Annotated in this window: 15 protein-coding genes; 9 read left to right on the top strand and 6 right to left on the bottom strand. The window is 65.4% G+C overall.

The genetic code is table 11. The annotated features are described in order from the left end of the window. Positions 1 to 715: 715 nt before the first annotated feature. Entirely contained in the window at positions 716 to 2,401 is a 1,686-nt protein-coding gene (dnaA, locus tag JZY91_RS10995; RefSeq protein ID WP_234949140.1) for a chromosomal replication initiator protein DnaA, read from the bottom strand. 774 nt (positions 2,402 to 3,175) lie between these two features. Between dnaA and rpmH the strand changes: the two genes are divergently transcribed. The 9 genes from rpmH (at position 3,176) to JZY91_RS10950 (ending at position 9,910) form a co-directional block, all read left to right on the top strand. After that, entirely contained in the window at positions 3,176 to 3,313 is a 138-nt protein-coding gene (rpmH, locus tag JZY91_RS10990; protein ID WP_234947890.1) for a 50S ribosomal protein L34, read from the top strand. Between the two features lie 27 nt (positions 3,314 to 3,340). After that, positions 3,341 to 3,739 (top strand): ribonuclease P protein component, encoded by a 399-nt coding sequence (gene rnpA / locus JZY91_RS10985; RefSeq protein ID WP_234947889.1) that lies wholly within the window; start codon positions 3,341 to 3,343, stop codon positions 3,737 to 3,739. Between the two features lie 5 nt (positions 3,740 to 3,744). Beyond that, a complete protein-coding gene (gene yidD / locus JZY91_RS10980; RefSeq protein ID WP_234947888.1) occupies positions 3,745 to 4,047 on the top strand; it encodes a membrane protein insertion efficiency factor YidD in 303 nt (100 codons plus the stop codon). Positions 4,048 to 4,056: 9 nt separating this feature from the next. Further along, the gene (gene yidC, locus JZY91_RS10975; protein WP_234947887.1) at positions 4,057 to 5,031 is read left to right on the top strand and encodes a membrane protein insertase YidC; all 975 of its coding nucleotides are present in this window, start codon (positions 4,057 to 4,059) and stop codon (positions 5,029 to 5,031) included. Between the two features lie 159 nt (positions 5,032 to 5,190). Next, positions 5,191 to 5,811 carry a 16S rRNA (guanine(527)-N(7))-methyltransferase RsmG gene (rsmG, locus tag JZY91_RS10970; RefSeq protein ID WP_234947886.1) on the top strand — a complete coding sequence of 207 codons (621 nt, stop codon included), beginning with the start codon at positions 5,191 to 5,193 and terminating at the stop codon, positions 5,809 to 5,811. Then, positions 5,812 to 6,720 carry a ParA family protein gene (locus JZY91_RS10965; RefSeq protein ID WP_234947885.1) on the top strand — a complete coding sequence of 303 codons (909 nt, stop codon included), beginning with the start codon at positions 5,812 to 5,814 and terminating at the stop codon, positions 6,718 to 6,720. A gap of 3 nt (positions 6,721 to 6,723) precedes the next feature. Beyond that, positions 6,724 to 7,833, top strand: a complete 1,110-nt coding sequence (locus JZY91_RS10960; RefSeq protein WP_234947884.1) for a ParB/RepB/Spo0J family partition protein — start codon at positions 6,724 to 6,726, stop codon at positions 7,831 to 7,833. 8 nt (positions 7,834 to 7,841) lie between these two features. Then, positions 7,842 to 8,531, top strand: coding sequence for a hypothetical protein (locus JZY91_RS10955; protein ID WP_234947883.1), 690 nt, complete (start codon positions 7,842 to 7,844; stop codon positions 8,529 to 8,531). A gap of 56 nt (positions 8,532 to 8,587) precedes the next feature. Then, positions 8,588 to 9,910, top strand: coding sequence for an RNA-binding domain-containing protein (locus tag JZY91_RS10950; protein ID WP_234947882.1), 1,323 nt, complete (start codon positions 8,588 to 8,590; stop codon positions 9,908 to 9,910). Here the strand turns inward: JZY91_RS10950 and JZY91_RS10945 are convergent. The 5 genes from JZY91_RS10945 to JZY91_RS10925 all read right to left on the bottom strand — a co-directional run bounded on the left by JZY91_RS10945 (position 9,907) and on the right by JZY91_RS10925 (position 17,066). Then, entirely contained in the window at positions 9,907 to 11,088 is a 1,182-nt protein-coding gene (locus JZY91_RS10945) for an N-acetylmuramoyl-L-alanine amidase (protein WP_234947881.1), read from the bottom strand. The two genes, JZY91_RS10950 and JZY91_RS10945, sit on opposite strands and share 4 nt — an antisense overlap. A gap of 63 nt (positions 11,089 to 11,151) precedes the next feature. Further along, the gene (trxA, locus tag JZY91_RS10940; RefSeq protein ID WP_234947880.1) at positions 11,152 to 11,475 is read right to left on the bottom strand and encodes a thioredoxin; all 324 of its coding nucleotides are present in this window, start codon (positions 11,473 to 11,475) and stop codon (positions 11,152 to 11,154) included. A 73-nt stretch (positions 11,476 to 11,548) separates the two neighbouring features. Further along, positions 11,549 to 12,562 carry a thioredoxin-disulfide reductase gene (gene trxB, locus JZY91_RS10935; RefSeq protein ID WP_234947879.1) on the bottom strand — a complete coding sequence of 338 codons (1,014 nt, stop codon included), beginning with the start codon at positions 12,560 to 12,562 and terminating at the stop codon, positions 11,549 to 11,551. 24 nt (positions 12,563 to 12,586) lie between these two features. Then, positions 12,587 to 13,171 carry an RNA polymerase sigma factor gene (locus tag JZY91_RS10930; protein WP_234947878.1) on the bottom strand — a complete coding sequence of 195 codons (585 nt, stop codon included), beginning with the start codon at positions 13,169 to 13,171 and terminating at the stop codon, positions 12,587 to 12,589. A gap of 133 nt (positions 13,172 to 13,304) precedes the next feature. Next, positions 13,305 to 17,066 carry a murein biosynthesis integral membrane protein MurJ gene (locus tag JZY91_RS10925; RefSeq protein WP_234947877.1) on the bottom strand — a complete coding sequence of 1,254 codons (3,762 nt, stop codon included), beginning with the start codon at positions 17,064 to 17,066 and terminating at the stop codon, positions 13,305 to 13,307. Positions 17,067 to 17,084 lie beyond the last annotated feature (18 nt).

Below are 17,084 nucleotides of genomic sequence, written 5' to 3'. Positions count from 1 at the left end.
CCCGTCGCGCCAGCTCGCTCCGGCGAGTCGCCGTGTGATTCACACTGTGGATAACTTGTGGATAACTAGGTCCATCTGTGGACAACTTTCTGGGCCCGGATAGATCCCACAATTGGATGCTTCCCTATCCCCTGTGTTTCCACACGCGCGGTCACCTTTATCCCCAGGGGCTTTTTGCCTCGCTGGACGCTGGTTGTGACGTATTTAATAGAACTACATCGGCGTAATTACACAGATGTGGACAAGTCTGTGGATAACTCTTCAGGAACGCGAAGAGGTGGTGCCCGTAAGAGGTGGGAGCTGCCGTCGCAGGGGAAATTCGTCGATTCTTTCGCCGGCGGCTAGCTGATAGCGCATAACGTGCCCGACGCGCCTAGCAGTTCGCTTGGAACCGCCCGGATCGTGTTCTGCTGGCCCCGTTGTGCGCTGTTACGGGTTACTGATAGCGCACAACACCACCCAAAAGCCCCCAAAACGGGCCAGTTTGACCCCGTTGTGCGCTATCACCAAAAGCTAATAGCGCACAACGTGGTGATAGCGCACAACACGGAAGTCAAAGCACCGCACGGGCTACCGGCATCCCCCGTCCTGGCATCCGGGCTACCGGCGTCCCCAGCTTCCACCGGTCAATCCGGCCCGGCAGGCACTCGGCACCCATCCGGCAGCCCGCGGCGCTGGTGATCGAAGCCCCGGCCGGGCGGCTGGCTGCGAATGACTACCGCGTGCGGGCGCGGCTTTTGATGATCTGGGTAAGTTCCTGGATCTCGTCGTAAGTCCCGCGGTTTTCTTTCATCTCTTTGCGGATCTTGCGGTCTGCATACATCACGGTCGTGTGATCCTTGCCGCCAAATTCGTCGCCGATTTTGGGCAGGGAGAGATCCGTCAGCTCACGGCAGAGGTACATGGCAATCTGGCGGGCGTGCGCGACGTGGCGGGTTTTACCCGCGCCCGTGAGCTCGCCCATGGATACGCGGAAGTACTCGGCCGCGGACTCCTTGATGGTGGCGCCGGTGATGTTCACGTCGCTCTCATCAGGCAGGATGTCGCGAAGCGCTACCTGCGCAACTTCCATGGTGATCGGCTCATTGATCAGCGAGGAGTACGCGGACACGCGAATGAGCGCGCCCTCCAGCTCGCGGATCGAGGACTCGAACTGCGAGGCAATGAGCTCCAGCACGGCGTGATCCACCTGGGTGCCGTCCGCGGCAGCCTTCTTCATCAAAATGGCGATGCGGGTTTCCAGGTCTGGCGGCTGGATGTCGGTGATCAGCCCGCCCTCGAAACGGGTGCGCAGGCGGTCCTCCAGCGTGGTCAGCTGCTTCGGCGGGCGGTCTGAGCTCAGGATGATCTGCTTGTTCTGCTGGTGCAGCGAGTTGAAAGTGTGGAAGAACTCTTCCTGGGTACCTTCCTTACCCTCGAGGAACTGGATGTCATCCACCATCAGAATGTCCAGGTTGCGGTAGCGGCGCTTGAAGGATTCCTGCCGGTCATCGCGTACGGAATTGATGTAGTCGTTGGTGAATTCCTCGGAGGAGACGTACTTGATGCGCAAGCCCGGCTGCAGCACCTGCGCGTAGTTGCCGGCCGCGTGCAGCAAGTGGGTCTTGCCCAGGCCGGAGCCGCCCCAGATAAAGAGCGGGTTGTAAGCGCGGGCGGGATTCTCCGCCACGGCCACCGCAGCACCGTTGGCGAAGCGGTTGGAAGAGCCGATGACGAAGTTCTCAAACGTGTACTTCGGGTTCAGGCTGGTTTCCCGGTCCGGGTCGTGCGCCGGTTTCTCGCGCGGCAAACGCTGCGGCACCGTGGGGTGAGCGCGCTCTGCCTGCGCGTTCTGGTGTGCATTCTGCTGGGCGTGCATGGCGGCTAACTCGTCCAAACCCATGGGGATTTGTTCGCCCGCGGTCGGGTACGCCGGTTCCGTCATGGTGTGTGATTGTGTGGAAGACCAGTCCGGTACCACCGGTTCTGCCTGCGAAACGTGATGCTCAGCCGGAGCAACGTGCTGGGGCTGCTCGGTAGGCACTTGCTGCGCAGGTGCTGCAGGCGCACCCGGCGCCGCTGCAGGCGGCGCCGGTGGCACGGGGGCAGCCACCGAGACCGCCAGAGTGCACGGCGTACCAAGACGGGCTTGCATCAGCGCGGTGATGTGCGGTGCCAGGGAATCTTCCACAACCTTCTTCGCCGCGGCGTGGGGTGCGGACAAGATGGCATACCCATCCACCAACACAACGGGTTTGACTAGCTGCAGGTACGCGCGCTGCTGGTGGGTCAGGGTGGGTACGGAGGAATTCGGCCGTTCAGAGAGCTGAAGAATGTCCGCGACTATGTCGCGCCAAAGCGCCTCAAGCTGCTGTTCGGGCACGGGCCCCTCCCATCCGTGGTTACTGACATTCCAACACATCACACCATGTGCCACTCACGTGAAACTGACCAGCCGCTCCACAGGAACGACATCGTTTTCACGTCTCTCACCTGTTGTTCCACAGAGTTATCCACAACTGTGGATAGTGTCCCGTGAAAAGTTATCCACAGGGGTGTGGATAGTTGTGGATGGTGTGGAGTGATCGTCGAAAAGCGTTCTGCCTGCGAAAACGCTGGGTTTTCCGGCAAAGTCTCAACCATTACTTCACATTTATCCACAGGCCATGTGAGGCGGGAGGGTGTGAAATTGCGTGATAAGTCATTGTTACCGCGTCCGAGCTGGCCCTGTCTAGCAAATGCCTGTGAGCACCCCTGTGGATAACCGGCCAGTTCGAACACAGGTACCGGCCCCCGGAGGGCCGCATGAGCCACAACCCCAGCACCCTCCGGCGATTCGCGGCCCCACCTGCGGAAAAACACAGCTTTGTAATTCCGGGGGTATCGCTGGGGTGGCGCCGCGGAAGCGGTGTCTGCGATTTGTCGCGGGGCGGTCAAATCACGTAGTCTGACAACGTCTGTCACATCAGTACCTACTGGTGTGCTTGAGAGCGCCCCCCACGCTGTGGACCGGGCCGCCCACAAGCCGCATCCCGGCTCGCGGGCGTGTCGGCGGGGAGGTGCATGCGAACACCATCCCGCAATCTCACATCAACTTTCCACACTGGGACGGCCTCTGCCCCGGGAGGGTGGACGCGGCGCATCGAGCGTCGCGTCTGCCCGCTGGCCGTTCGCAACCTGTCTTAAGGAGACTGTTGTGTCCAAGCGGACCTACCAGCCGAACAACCGCCGTCGTTCCCGTAAGCACGGCTTCCGCCACCGCATGAGCACCCGCGCAGGCCGCGCGATCGTGTCCGCACGCCGCAAGAAGGGCCGCGCAAAGCTCAGCGCGTAAGGCTTTCGCGCACAAGCGCATAACACCGTGCTACCCCGCCCGCACAAGCTTTCCTCTTCCGCCGACTTCCGGCGGGCGATGAGGAAGGGTGCGCGAGCGGGGTCTCGCACGTTAATGGTCCACGTATACCGCCAGAACACCACGGCGGAGGACACAACACATGACCCAGCGGCGCAGGACCCGCCCGTCATCCACGGCGGCCCCCGCTTCGGGCTGGTGGTGTCCAAGCAGGTGGGCAACGCCGTGACTCGCCACGCGGTGTCGCGGAAACTTCGGGAGGTGCTGCGGGCGAACGTCGATAAGCTTGAGCCCTCGCACCATGTTGTAGTGCGAGCTCTGCCTGCCGCAGCGACGGCGACCAGCGCGGAGCTGGAGGCGGACTACCTGCACGCGCTGCGCAAAGCTCTCGCGAAGTCGCAGAAGTAAACACGATGGCGTACTACAACTTCCTCGGCGCAGAGATCCCGGCCGCCCGCGGACCGGCGGCAAAAGCCATGGTGGGGCTGGTGCGCGGTTACCAAAAGTACCTTTCCCCCCTTAAGATGAGTGGGACCTGTCGTTTCATGCCGGTGTGCAGCGCCTACGCGCTGGAGGCCGTGTCCAGGCACGGCGCGGTGCGCGGCGGCCTTATGGCTACCGCGCGTGTGTGCAAGTGCGGGCCGTGGCACCCCGGGGGATTTGACCCGGTGCCGGGCAGCATCGAAGCGGCTGTGACCACGCAAGATGAGGAGTAACACCGCAAAGTGCTGAATTTCGTCTACTGGCCGATCTCATGGGTGCTGAGATTTTGGCACGAGGCCGTCGGGCTCATCATCCCCAAGACCTCTGGTCTGTCTTGGGTGCTCGCCATTGTGCTGTTGACCTGTACCGTCCGTATCTTCCTGGTGCGCCCGATGGTGAACCAGATGCGCTCCATGCGCCGCATGCAGGAGATGCAGCCGCGGATGCAGGAGATCCGCGAGAAGTACAAGAATGACCAGCAGAAGATGGCGCAGGAGACCCAGAAGCTCTACAAGGAGATGGGTACCAACCCGCTGGCGTCCTGCATTGTGCCGATTGTGCAGATGCCGATCTTCCTGGGTCTGTTCCACGTGCTGCGCTCTTTCAACCGCACCGCCGGCCCGAACCAGCCGGGGTTGTCGATTGAGGAGAACCGCAATATCGCCAACTACGCCTTCCCGCCGTCGGACGTGCAGTCCTTCCTGGACGCCACGTTCTTCGGCGTTCCGCTGTCCGCTTACATGTCTATGCCGGAAGAGGCGTGGGCGGCGTTCACCGGCGTTGACTTGACCCGCGGCCACATCATCGCCGTCTGCCTCCCGATGGTGCTGCTGTGTGCGGTGATGATCCACCTCAACGCCCGCATCTCCATCAACCGCCAGAATGAGCGCCGCGCGTCCGGCAAGGTCGCCGCTCCGCAGGGTGAGCAGGCGAAGATGATGGAAGCGCAGATGGGCATGATGAACAACATGATGCTGTGGATCATGCCGCTCATGATCGTGGCCACCGGCTTCATGTGGCACATCGGCCTTCTGGTCTACATGCTGTCCAACAACATCTGGACCTTCTTCCAGACCAAGATCGTGTACGACAAGATGGATAAGGAAGAGGCGGAGGAAGAGGCCCGCAAGGCCGAGGCCAAGCGCGCTTCCGCCCCGGTGGTCGGCGCACGCAAGGTGGACAAGCGCTCCAAGAAGCAGCGTAAGCAGGGCAAATAAGCTTTACGACGTTCGCTTGAAACCACACACCCCGCACAGCCATACCGGCTGTCCGGGGTGTTCGTGCTTTATCGGCCGGATTTACTAACATCGGGATGTACCTGTCGCGGCCTGGCCCAAGGCCGCGGCGAATCCCGCAGCTTGAAGGAGTGCACAGCCGTGTCAGATCAGGTTCCAGCCATCGCCCGGGAGGTGTTCGGCGACCGCCTCGAGCTTGCCAAGGCGTACCACGATTCCCTGGCCACCACCGCGGCGGAACGCGGGTTCATCGGCCCGAAGGAAGTTGACCGGTTGTGGGACCGGCACGTGCTCAACTGCGGCGTGATCGCGGAGGCGTTCGCGGAGGGGGCCTTGGTCGCCGACATTGGTTCCGGTGCTGGCTTGCCCGGTGTGCCGCTGGCCATCGCGCGCCCGGACCTGAAGGTCACGTTGATAGAGCCGCTGTTGAAGCGCTCCACTTACCTCGCGGAAGTCAAGGAAGCGCTTGGGCTGGACAACGTCACCGTGGTCCGCGGCCGTGCGGAGGAGCAGCCGAAAGGCACGTTCGACGCTGTAACCTCTCGCGCGGTCGCCCCGCTGGGCAAGCTGGCCGGGTGGTCCCTGCCGCTGGTGCGCCACGGTGGTGCCATGGTGGCTATGAAGGGGGCGTCCGTAAGCGAGGAGCTCCAGCGGGATGCGAAAGAGATCGCTGCCGCGGGCGGCGTGGATGCGGAGATTTTCCAGGCCGGCGTTGGTGTGCTTGAGCAGCCGACCACCTTGATCCGGATTGTGAGGAAGTAGATGCTGGCAAAACCGGATCAGCCGCGCGTGATCACCGTGGCCAACCAGAAGGGTGGCGTGGGTAAGACCACCACCAGCGTGAACATGGCGGCGTCTCTGGCGCGCCAGGGGATGCGCGTGCTGGTGATTGACCTGGATCCGCAGGGCAACGCCTCCACCGCGCTGGGCGCGGAACACACCTCCGGCACCGTCTCTAGCTACGAGGTGCTGATTGGCCACGCGGAGCCCGCCGAGGCGATGCAGGTGAATCCGGAGAACCCGGATCTGTACTGCATTCCGGCCACGATTGACCTTGCCGGCGCGGAGATTGAGCTGGTGAGTATGGTGCGCCGCGAATACCGGCTGCACGACGCGATCCGCCGCGGGTTCCTGCAGGAGCACGGCTTTGATTACGTGTTTGTGGATTGCCCGCCGTCGCTGGGCTTGCTGACCATCAACGCTATGAATGCGGTGGATGAGGTGCTGATTCCCATCCAGTGCGAGTACTACGCGCTGGAGGGTGTGGGCCAGCTGCTGGGCAACATTGGCATGATCCGGGAGCACCTGAACCACAACCTGCACATCTCCGCCGTGCTGTTGACGATGTATGACGCGCGGACCAAGCTCGCCTCCGAAGTCGCCTCTGAGGTGCGGAACCAGTTCGGCGAAGTGGTGTTGAAGAACGTCATCCCGCGCTCCGTGAAGGTGTCCGAGGCACCGGGCTACGGCCAGACGGTGATTGAGTATGACCCGTCCTCCCGCGGCGCACTGGCGTATTTCGACGCCGCCCGCGAGCTGGCGGAGCGCGGCGATTACCAGCCGCACCCCGCAACCGGCCCGATCGGCGTCAGCCCGGAGGTGTATGCGGAGCTGGACGGTTCCGCCGCGACACCCGAGCCGGCGCACGACGCAGAAAGCAACGAGGAGTAACGCATGGCACAGGAACGCAAGGGCGGCCTTGGCCGCGGGCTCGCGGCGCTGATCCCCTCCGCGCCGTCTGAGATGGACAAGTCCGGTAAGACCGGCGGCATCGGCGGCGGCGCCTCCGACGTGATCTTCGGCACCCAACGGCAGGACGCGCCGGAGCGCCCCGAGGCTGGCGATCAGCCGACACCAGCCGCGCCGAAACCGCAGGCACCGAAGGGCGCTCCCCAGGTTGCCGGCGCGCCGCGCGCTGTGCCGGGTGCTCCCACCGTGGCCGCGACGCGCGAGAACGTCATGCAGCCGGTGCCCGTCGGTGCCCGCTACCAGGAGATCCCGCTCGGCCAGATCATCCCCAACCCGAAGCAGCCGCGCCAGGTCTTCGACGAGGATGAGCTGAACGAGCTGGTCCACTCCATCCGGGAGTTCGGTCTGCTCCAGCCGATTGTCGTCCGCGATACGCGCGACGGCTTCGAGCTAATCATGGGCGAGCGCCGCTGGCGCGCCGCCTCCAAGGCGGGACTGAAGTACATCCCGGCAATCGTGCGCGAGACGTCCGACCAGGACATGTTGCGCGACGCGTTGCTGGAGAATATCCACCGCGTCCAACTCAACCCTCTCGAAGAGGCGGCGGCGTACCAGCAGCTGCTTGAAGAGTTCGGCGTGACCCAGGAGCAGCTGGCGGACAAGCTCGGCCGCTCCCGCCCCGCCATCACCAACGCGATCCGCCTCCTCGGCCTCCCCGTCGCGGTGCAGCGCCGCGTTGCCGCCGGGGTGCTCTCCGCCGGGCACGCCCGCGCGCTGCTGGGCATCAAGCTTGGCGACGATACAGAGCAAGCCCAATCCACCCTTGCCGACCGCATCGTGGCGGAGGGCCTGTCCGTCCGCGCGACGGAGGAAGCCGTCACGTTACTAAATAAGCATGGGGAAGCACCCTCCAAGCCGAAGCGTGAGCCGACGCCGCAACCGGAGTATTTCACCCACGCAGCAGAGCGCCTCGCGGATGTGTGGGACACCAAGGTCTCGGTGACCATGGGCAAGCGCAAAGGCAAGATTGTTGTGGAGTTCGGCGACCGCGATGATTTCGAGCGCATCATGTCCCTGATCAAGGGCGAGGAGTAGATCCTGCCGTGGCGGCGCACCGGGACGCGTCCACTCACCGCGATGCGCACGCGCATGTGGTGCCGCTTCGCGCCGGCGCGCTCGATTGCATCCACCCACGCACAGCGGCGGGCGTCTTCTGGGAACTGGACCCGCTAGCTGCTGGTGTGGATGCCGCCAACCCGGAGATCGACAAAGAAGCCTGGATGGTGGCGATGGCGTACCGCCAGGATCCCATCGGCTTTTCCATCGTCGACTGCGACGTGTGCGAACCCGCCACCGCGGCCTTGGCCACCATTCTCTTCTGCCCGGCGGAAGACGCACCTGGCGCGGTGCGCATGCCCACTGCCCCGGTGAGCCGGGACGCCTGGCTGATCACCAGCCTGCACATTGATGTCGCAGTACGCCGCCGCGGGTGGGAATCGGTGCTGTTGGATTCCGTCATCGGTGCCGCGACGGCAGCGGGGATCGAAGCGCTGGAGGTATTCGGCGTGCGCGGCGATGCATCGGGGAGCGCGACATCCCCCGCATGCCGTGATCTCATCGAGCAGGCGCCGGTGGTGGGGCTCACCGAGGTATCCATCTTGGAGTCGGCCGGGTTCAAGGTGCACGTGGATCACCCTGCAATCCCCCGCCTGCGCCTCACGCTGCCGCCGCAATTCGATTTGCTCACCGCGCACGAGATCGCGGAGCTGTTGGCGGAAATCCCCGCGCGGTAGCGGCGCGCGAATTACATCATTCGTTTTCCATCCATTCAATCAGTTACACTGCGCGTATGGATGGGATGGATATCCGCGCGATGATCACGGCTGGTGAAGGTCTTACAGTCGCCTTCGCTCGACGTGTCTCCGCCGCCTACATCAATGAGCGGCGCGTGATTGAAATCATGGCCTGCCTGGCCAACGCGGAGGGCGGCACCTTACTCATCGGCGTAGATCACGACGGCACGGTGAGCGGTTGCCATCCGTTCCACGGGGACCGGACGGATCCCGCGTTGCTCGCCTCTGCAGTGTACCGCCACACCTACCCCGGCCTCCCGGTAACGGTGGATATTGAGGACGTGGACGGACGTGAGGTGGTGGCCATCACCACCCGCGCGCAACACACGCCCGTCGCCACGGCGTGGGGTGTGTACCGCACCAGGCGCCTCAACTCCCAAGGCAAGCCGGAGTGTGTGGGGATGGAGCCGGCGTATCTGTTCACCCGCTACCGCGACGCTAACGGCACGGACTGGGCGCTTACCCCTTCCGCCGGGGCGGGCGCCGAAGACCTAGACCCCAATGCCATCGCCGTGTACCGGGACATGTGTCAAGACCCCCGTTTGGCCTCGTTAGACGACATGGGGCTGGTCCGCGCTCTCGGATTCCTGGACGATTCCATCGAGCCGGTGTCTCTCGGAGCTATTGCCCTCTTTGGCACCCAAGACGCGCTGCGCAAGCACCTCCCCTACCACCAGGTGGTTGTGGCGGATCGCAGAGAAGCGCCGCGCACCTGGCGCTCCAGTGCTCCGCTGGCGCTCACCCTGGAGGCGATCCAGCGCAACAGCGAGATCCTGGGTCCCGCGTTCCCCCTAGTCATCAACGCGCTGCTACACCGCGACTATTTCCTTCCCGGCCCCGTCTACGTCGGCCTCGACGCAGATGGTGCCCGGGTGACCAGCCCCGGCGGCGCCCCGCGGGGCGTTGATCTCGCAGCAGCCGCGACCGGTGCCTCCACGCATGCTCCTCGCTCGCTGTACCTGGCCACCGCGATCGCGCACACGGGTATCGCCCAGGGCGCCGGCGCCGGGTTGCCGAGCCTCGGGGCGCGGGTGCGTTTCGACGGTTCCCACGACCACGCTGTCACCGCAACCGTGACCTGGGAAGATGGACCAGAGGAGACAAACCCGCCTTCACCCCAGCCCACCCCGGAACTCTCCGGCAACGAGCTTTTAGCCTTCAACGCGCTCCAGGCGGCGGGCACCGAGATGTCCAGCAGCGACGTCGCCGAGGCCGCGGGTCTGAGCACCCAGCAGGCCTACCGCGCGCTGCGCAAACTTGTGGATGCCGGCCACGTCACACGCAGCGGCGAGACGAGGATGACCCGCTACAGCGTCTAAGCCAGCTCTTCTCGCAGCAGGTCGGTGAAGGTGTACGTGCCGGTGGGCTGGTCATCCATATCCAGCAGGTAGAGGCGCTTCACCGCAACCACAATCGCCTCCGCGATGGCGTCGCGCTGTTTCGGATCGGTGAGCACCGCAACGTCCTCTGGGTTGGTCAGGTACCCGGCCACAACCTCCACGGTGGGCATCTGCGTCATGCGCAGCATCTCCCAGGTGCGGCCGTGGTTGTGGCAATTCTGCAGCTCGGTGCGTGCGGCAATCTCGCGCTGGATGTAGCCGGAGAGCGTCTCGCCCGCGAGGGAGGAGGTGCCGTGCTCCGAGCCGAAGTAGAAGGTGGCCACGCCGTGGGCCTTCTCATTACGGTACCTATCCAGTTTGAGGGAAATCACCAGGTCAGCGCCGAAGCTGTTCGCCAGGTCGGCGCGGGATTTCACCGAGGGGTTATCGCCCCGGGTGCGGGAAATAATGGTCTCCATGCCGGCGGCGACCATGCGGCCCTCAATGCGCTGGGCAAGGTCCCACAGAATCGCTTCCTCATCGATGGTGCCGTAGCGTCCGGCAACCTCCATGCCGCGCTCTTTGCCGCCCAGACCCGGATCAATCACCACACGCTTGCCGGAAAGGTGCGGGCCGGCCTGGCGCACGTGCTCACGCTCGCGGATCTGCGCGGCGGAGCCGCCGGTAATGCGGCGACCCAGCAGGCTCAGGGCGCGCAGCGTGTCTGGCCCGCACACACCATCGTCCTCAAGACCCGTATCAAGCTGGAAGTTCGCCAGCGCCTGGTGCGTGTCCGGCCCAAAGCGGCCGTCCACCCTGCTTTGGTAAAAGCCCAGCTCATGCAGCTGCTTCTGCAGCTCCCCCACGTCGTCGCCCACCATCATCTGGTTGGGTTGGTAGCTCAGCACCCGGGCACCAAGGCGGTAGGATGCCTCGCGCAGTTCGCGCAACGTCAGGTCGTCGATCGCTCCCGTCGGCACAATGCCGCGAGATTGCTGGAAGGCGCGGATGGCATCGGCCAAGCCATCGTCGAAAAGCATCTCCTGCTTGGAGAAGCTCCGCGACTTGAAGTCCTCGATATCCCCCGCGTAGCTGTCCAGCATGCCGATGCGGGCGAGAGCAGTGCGGACCTCCGCGACACGCGCGCTCGAATCACCGACGCGGAGAATGTCAGGCACGTCTACACCCTTCCTAGTTCGTGCGAATGGATAACAACAACGGTCAGTCTACGGCCGCGGGCTTTAGAGCTTTGCCTGCACCCGCTTGAGAATCTCAGACTTCGGGCGGGCGCCGACGAATTCATCCACCTGCTTGCCGTCCTTGAACAGCAGGACGGTCGGGATGGACATGACCTGGAACATGGCGCCCAGGGTGCGCTCATTGTCCACGTTCACTTTGGCCACCTTGACCTGGCCGTCCAGCTCCTGGGCAATCTCGTCCAGCACCGGGCCCAGCTTGCGGCAGGGGCCGCACCATTCCGCCCAGAAATCCACCAGCACCGGCACGTCCGATTCCACAACCTCGGACTTGAAGGTGGTCTGCGTGACATCGATCGGTGCGCTCATTGGATTCCTCGGCATTCTTCTCGGTGACGTATCTTGCTTTTCACCCACTCTAGTGGCGCTTCCCGCGCGGGCGTTAGCGCGCCGCGAGGTAGTGCTGCGCGTCCAGCGCCGCGCGGCAGCCGGAACCGGCCGCGGTAATGGCTTGGCGGTAGGTCTTATCCACCAGATCACCGCAGGCAAACACGCCGTCCACGCTGGTGCGGGTGGACGGCTCCGCCACGGTGACGTACCCGCCCTCATCCACCTCAACCTGGCCCTCCAGGAAGCCGGAGCGCGGGTCGTGCCCGATGGCCACGAACATCGCGGTAGCGTCCAGCACGCTGCGCTCCCCGGTTGCCACGTTAAGCACGTTCAGGCCGCCGACCTTGCCGCCAGCGTCGATGACAGATTCCACAATGGTGTCCGGCAGGAACTCAATCTTCTCGTCCGCCCGGGCGCGCTCCAGCATGATCTTGGAGGCGCGGAAGTTCTGGGAGCGGTTGATAATGGTCACCTTGGAGCCGAACTTGCTCAGGAACGTGGCCTCCTCCATCGCGGAATCGCCGCCGCCCACCACGGCAATGTGGTGGTCCCTGAAAAAGAAGCCGTCGCACGTCGCGCAGGTGGACACGCCGTGGCCAGTCAGCTCCTCTTCGCCCGGCACGCCCAGGTGGCGCGGCGCAGCACCGGTGGCCAGGATCACCGCGTGGGCGCGGTACTCCTCACCATCCACGTACACCTTCTTCACGTCGCCGGAAAAGTCCACGCTATCCACCAGCTCGGAGCGCAGGTCCGCGCCAAACTTCTCCGCCTGGTCCCGCATCTCCCCCATCAGGTCCGGGCCCATAACGCCACCGGAAAAGCCCGGGAAGTTCTCCACCTCGGTGGTGTTCATCAGCTCACCGCCGTACTCAAAACCCTCAAAGACCAGGGGTTTCAGCTCCGCGCGCGCCGCGTAAATCGCGGCGGTGTATCCGGACGGGCCGGAGCCGACGATGATCAGGTCGTGCACCTGGTCCGGGGAACTCGTCGCCGCGGGGGCTGCGGCCTCCGTCGCGGCCGTGGCCTGGGTGTTTGCGCCAAGGGTGATAAAACCGGGGTTTGTCATAGCCCCAAAGTCTACTTGCCCGCGTCAACTTCCCGCCCCGGCGCTGCTCAGCGCCGGCATCGTTTCAGTCAGCGCCGCAGTGACGCTTTCGCGCGCACGGTGGCGCCGGGATTTCACCGTCCCCGGCTTCACGCCCAGCTTGTCGGCGGCGTGCTCGACGGTGTAGCCGTAGACGTCGATAAGCAAAAGCGCCTTGCGCTGCGCCACCGGCAGCGTCGCCACCGCCTGCCGCAGCGCCAGGAAATGCTCCAGCGTCGCCGTCGGGTCGTGCGCCAGAAACCGGTTGTGGTCCTGGCTCACCGCTTCCCCGTCGTCCAAGCTCACGATGTTGCTGCGCCGCTGCAGCCGCCGCTGGTGGTCCAGCGCCGCGTTGGTCACGGTCCGGTGCAGCCAGGTGCTCAGCTTCGCGTCCCCGCGGTAGGTATGCATGCTTTTCGACGCTCGAAAGAGCGCCTCCTGCACAATATCCTGCGCATCATGCTCATTCCGGGCGTAGTTGCGGGCCACGTAGTACATCCGCTGGCGGTGACGCAGCACAATCACCTTGAATGCGCGCTCATCGCCTGCCAGATAGTCGTGCGCGAGCTGCCGGTCGGTGCGGTGCGGCATGGTGGTCCCCCTGTGCTGTTGTTGAATCCCCCGCTTTAGTGCGTACTGGTTCAACTATGCCGGGCACCCTTACCGCGCGGCAGGGGGCGAGCGCACACTTCAGTGGACACGCTCGCCGCTGCTGGGCCCCTGCTTATCTGCGGTCCGTGTACCCAATCACCGAGACCTCACGCAGCGTCGCGCTGCCCACGCCGTCCGCCGCGTCAGCGCGCGGCGGGAGGTACAGCATGACGGCTTCGAGCTTGACGTTGGTCAGGCTCTCCCCCGCCACGTCGATGTTGTTTTGCCCGCTGTGGAAGGTGCCTTCGGCCAGTAGCGGCATTTCGTCGGAAAGCGTCGTGAGCCCGTCTACGGGGTTCATGCCGTCGCCGTGGCCCTCCGGCAGGCCGTAGACCTTGTACGGCCCGCCCTCAGAGGCGGTGGTGACCAGCAGGTGCTCCAGCGTGAACCCACCTGCCCGCTCGTTCTCCGGGCGGAGCACCACCAGCGTGCCGCGCGGGGTGGTCCAGCTGGTGGAGTTATCGCCGTCCACAATGTCCGCGACGGTACCGGCGTCAGGTGCACCCGGTGTTCCCGGCGCGTCGGGTTTCGCGTCGCTGTCCAGGGTCACCGTCTCCGCCCGCAGCGGGCCGATGATCACGGGCAGCGAGGACGGCTGTTGCGCCGTGGGGTCGGTGACCTTGTCGGTGCTCTGGATAGATTCCTGGTTCACGGGGCTGTTGGTGTCCTCGCCGGAGAACACGCCGATCAAGTAGGTGGTCAGCGCCGCGATAATGACCACGGAGACCACCGCAACGAAGGAGAGCAGCGTGAGGGTGACCAGGCCGTAGCGGCGGGAACCAAAGCCGCCGCGCAGGGCCTCCGGGTCGCTTTCCTCCGGCGCGGGTTCCTCGCCAACCTGGCCGCCGAAGGCGATCTGCTCCGCGGTTGCGGGGGCAGAAGCATCCCCAGCGGCGTCGGCGGACGCGTCTGCGGAGGCGGACGCTGCGGCCGGTTCCAGGACCGCGTCGGTCACCGTGCCCGGCAGGTTCGCTTCCCGGCGCAGGGCAGTCTGGATGTCGCGGAAGTCCTGGGTCTCAATCGCCTCCGCATCCACCAGCGCGCGGGTGTTGCGGGTGAGCTCCGCGAGCGCATCCGAGTTCACGTCTGCGGTCAAGAGCTCCAGAGCTGAGGCGAAGGACGTTGCGTCGCGCTGCGGGGAGTTGTTGGGCAGCACTGCCGGGAAGGCGAGGCGGATCTTGCCGTCCGTGTCCACGCGCAGGCGCTGGCGGTTATCCAGGCCCAGCGGGACATCCGCGGTGCGGGCAGCCACCAGCGCCCCGGCAAGCGGCGCCAGCGCGTTGGCCACGGCTTCGGTGTGCAGCGTCTGGCCGCTCTCCGCGACGGCCTTCACGGAGGTGCCCTCAATCCAGTCCGCCACCACTAGCGCGCCGGTGCGGTAGGACAGGACCTCGATGTTGTCCGCGATCGCCGGGTGGTTCAGGGACGCAAGGAGCTTCGTGCGGTGCGCCACGCCGGCGGCCTCGATGGCGGCTTCGCGCGGGCTGGCCGGTGCCATCGGGGAGGCGCCGGTGGTATCCACAAACGTCAGCGCAACCGGGCGGCCGGTGGCCACCTCGCGGGCCTGCCAGAAGCGGGCGCCGGTGGTGGCGCCGTGGTCCCGGATCAGGCGGAAGCGGCCGTCGGACACGCTTGCGCCTGGCACCAGGCGCGGTCCGCGGACCACACCGGCGGACATCGGCGGCGGCACCGGAGAGGCGTTGAAGGTGTCGGAGGCCAGGAACTGGGTGGACACGTCGCGCGGATCCACCTCGCCGGTGTCAATCGCGCGGTCCTCATCCGGCGTGATAAAGCGGCCCATGCCCGGGATGCGGGCCAGGGCACGGCCCAGGTTCTGCACCTCCGGCAGGCCGGAGCGCGCCAGCACCATGCCGGTGACAATCACAAACACAATGCCCTGCAGGACAACCTCAATCAGCAGGCCCACAGACGGCACGCCTGCCATGCGCCCCAGCACGTCCGCCATCTCGATGCCGGCCACGCCGCGCACCAGCCAGCGACCCAGCAGCGTGGCGGCAATGCCCACCAGGCCGGCGCCGAACGCCCACAGGGAGGTGTGCAGCACGGTGCGCATCTGCAGGGTGCCCAGCTTCCGGCGCAACAGGAGCGCACCGATCAACGCGCCGGCGATGAAGCCGAAGCCGTTGGCGGCACCCAAGAGCACCACCACGTGCTCCGGGCTGTCGGCCACGCGCGGCGCCAGGTAGGACAGCACGACCTTGGTGGCGGTGATTCCGGCGATGATCAGCGTCGGCGTCCACGCTTCCTCGCGGGCGTAGAACACGCGCAGGTGCAGCATCACCAGCGCGTACGGGATCAGCGTGAACGCGGAGAAGCTGATGGTCAGACCCAGGTTGCGCGACGCCTCCGCGTCGAAGGCGCCGTAGGCGAACAGCGCGTGGCCGATGTCGGGGCCCAGCGCCGTCATGAACACGATGATGGGAATCAGCGCGATGAACGTCAGCTTGGTGCCCAGGGTCAGGTCCCGCACCACCGCCGCGTGGTCGCCGTCCGCGGCGTTGCGGGACAGGCGCGGCATGATCGCGGTCAGAAGCGTCACGCCGATGATGCCGTACGGCACTTGCAGCAGCATCCAGTGCTGCTGGTAGATAAACGGCGCGCTCTCCGATGCCAGCGAGGCGATGCGGGTGGTGACAAAGTAGCCGGCCTGGCTGATGGCCACGTACGCGATAATCGCCAGCGCCATGCCGCCGAACTGCTTCAAGCGATCATCAATACCCCACACCGGCTTCAGGTTGATCCCCAGCTTGCGCAGCGCGGGCAGCATGATCAGGCACTGCACCACCACGCCCAGCGTCGTGCCCACACCCAGCAGGAGCACGTGGGGGTTGCTGACGGAGGCCGGGGCGGCCGGGTTCAAGCTCCCGGGCAGCGCCATGTAGAGCAGCAGCACCGCAATGGCGACGATGTTGTTGGCCACCGGGGCCCACGCGCCGGGCCGGAAGTGCTCCTTGGTGTTCAGGATGGCCATGAAGAGGGAGAACATGCCGTAGAAGAAGATTTGCGGCAGGAGCAGGTAGGCGAACGATGTGGCCTGGACGATGTTGACCTTGCCGTCATCCTCCAGCGGCAGCCTGGTCAGCAGCGGCGCTGCGATGACGGCCAGGATGGTGACCACCGTCATCAACGTCAGCGTCAGCGTGAACAGTTGGCGCACGAAGCGCTCGCCGTGGTCCGCATCCTCCTTCTCCGCGCGCACCAGCACCGGCACCACCAGGGCGGTGAGCACGGAGCCGAGGACAATCTCCGTGATGAGGTTCGGCAGCGTGTTCGCCGTGTTGAACGCGGACGCCACCGCCGGACCCAGCGCGGCGCCCAGGAGCACGGTGCGGATGAAGCCGGTGATGCGGGAGATCAACGTGGCAATGGCCATCGACCCGGTCGCGCGCACCACCTGGGTGTTGGAAGTGCCCTCGCCGGAGGTGTCGCCCTCCCCGGCTGCACCTGCGCTGGCCCCGGACTCCCCGGCCCCGGACTCCGCCGCACCTGTTGCTACCGCGGCCTGGCCGTGCTTGGCCTCCATGGTTGCCACGGCGGTCTGGGTGGCCAGCTCCGTGCCCTCATCCCCCATCGCCACCACGGTGTCTGCCGTGGCCGGCGGGGCGATGGTCTCGCCCTTCGGGCTGGTGGTCAGCAACGAGCGGTCCGGCGCGTCCGATGCGGTGCTTGCGGCCGCCTTCTTCACGCGCGGTGCCGGCACCGGTGCGGGCGGAGCCGGGGTGACAATGCGCCGCCGCAGCCCGGCGCGGGGCTGAGCTGCGTTACCGGACCCTTGGTCAGGTGCGGGCGGCTGCGTCTCGTCCGGTGTGGTCACGGGGAATCTCCATTCGCT

The organism is Corynebacterium sp. CNCTC7651, from assembly GCF_021496665.1.
GTDB lineage: Bacteria > Actinomycetota > Actinomycetes > Mycobacteriales > Mycobacteriaceae > Corynebacterium.
Note: the sequence above shows the minus strand (reverse complement) of the source record. Positions and strands in the feature narration are given on the sequence as shown.

Excerpts from the sequence above, each read along its gene's own strand:
- dnaA (WP_234949140.1), bottom strand. The coding sequence starts at position 2,401 with ATGTGTTGGAATGTCAGTAACCACGGATGGGAGGGGCCCGTGCCCGAA.
- yidD (WP_234947888.1), top strand. The coding sequence starts at position 3,745 with ATGGCGTACTACAACTTCCTCGGCGCAGAGATCCCGGCCGCCCGCGGA.
- trxB (WP_234947879.1), bottom strand. The coding sequence starts at position 12,562 with ATGACAAACCCCGGTTTTATCACCCTTGGCGCAAACACCCAGGCCACG.
- JZY91_RS10930 (WP_234947878.1), bottom strand. The coding sequence starts at position 13,171 with ATGCCGCACCGCACCGACCGGCAGCTCGCGCACGACTATCTGGCAGGC.
- trxA (WP_234947880.1), bottom strand. The coding sequence starts at position 11,475 with ATGAGCGCACCGATCGATGTCACGCAGACCACCTTCAAGTCCGAGGTT.
- JZY91_RS10960 (WP_234947884.1), top strand. The coding sequence starts at position 6,724 with ATGGCACAGGAACGCAAGGGCGGCCTTGGCCGCGGGCTCGCGGCGCTG.
- JZY91_RS10950 (WP_234947882.1), top strand. The coding sequence starts at position 8,588 with ATGGATGGGATGGATATCCGCGCGATGATCACGGCTGGTGAAGGTCTT.
- JZY91_RS10965 (WP_234947885.1), top strand. The coding sequence starts at position 5,812 with ATGCTGGCAAAACCGGATCAGCCGCGCGTGATCACCGTGGCCAACCAG.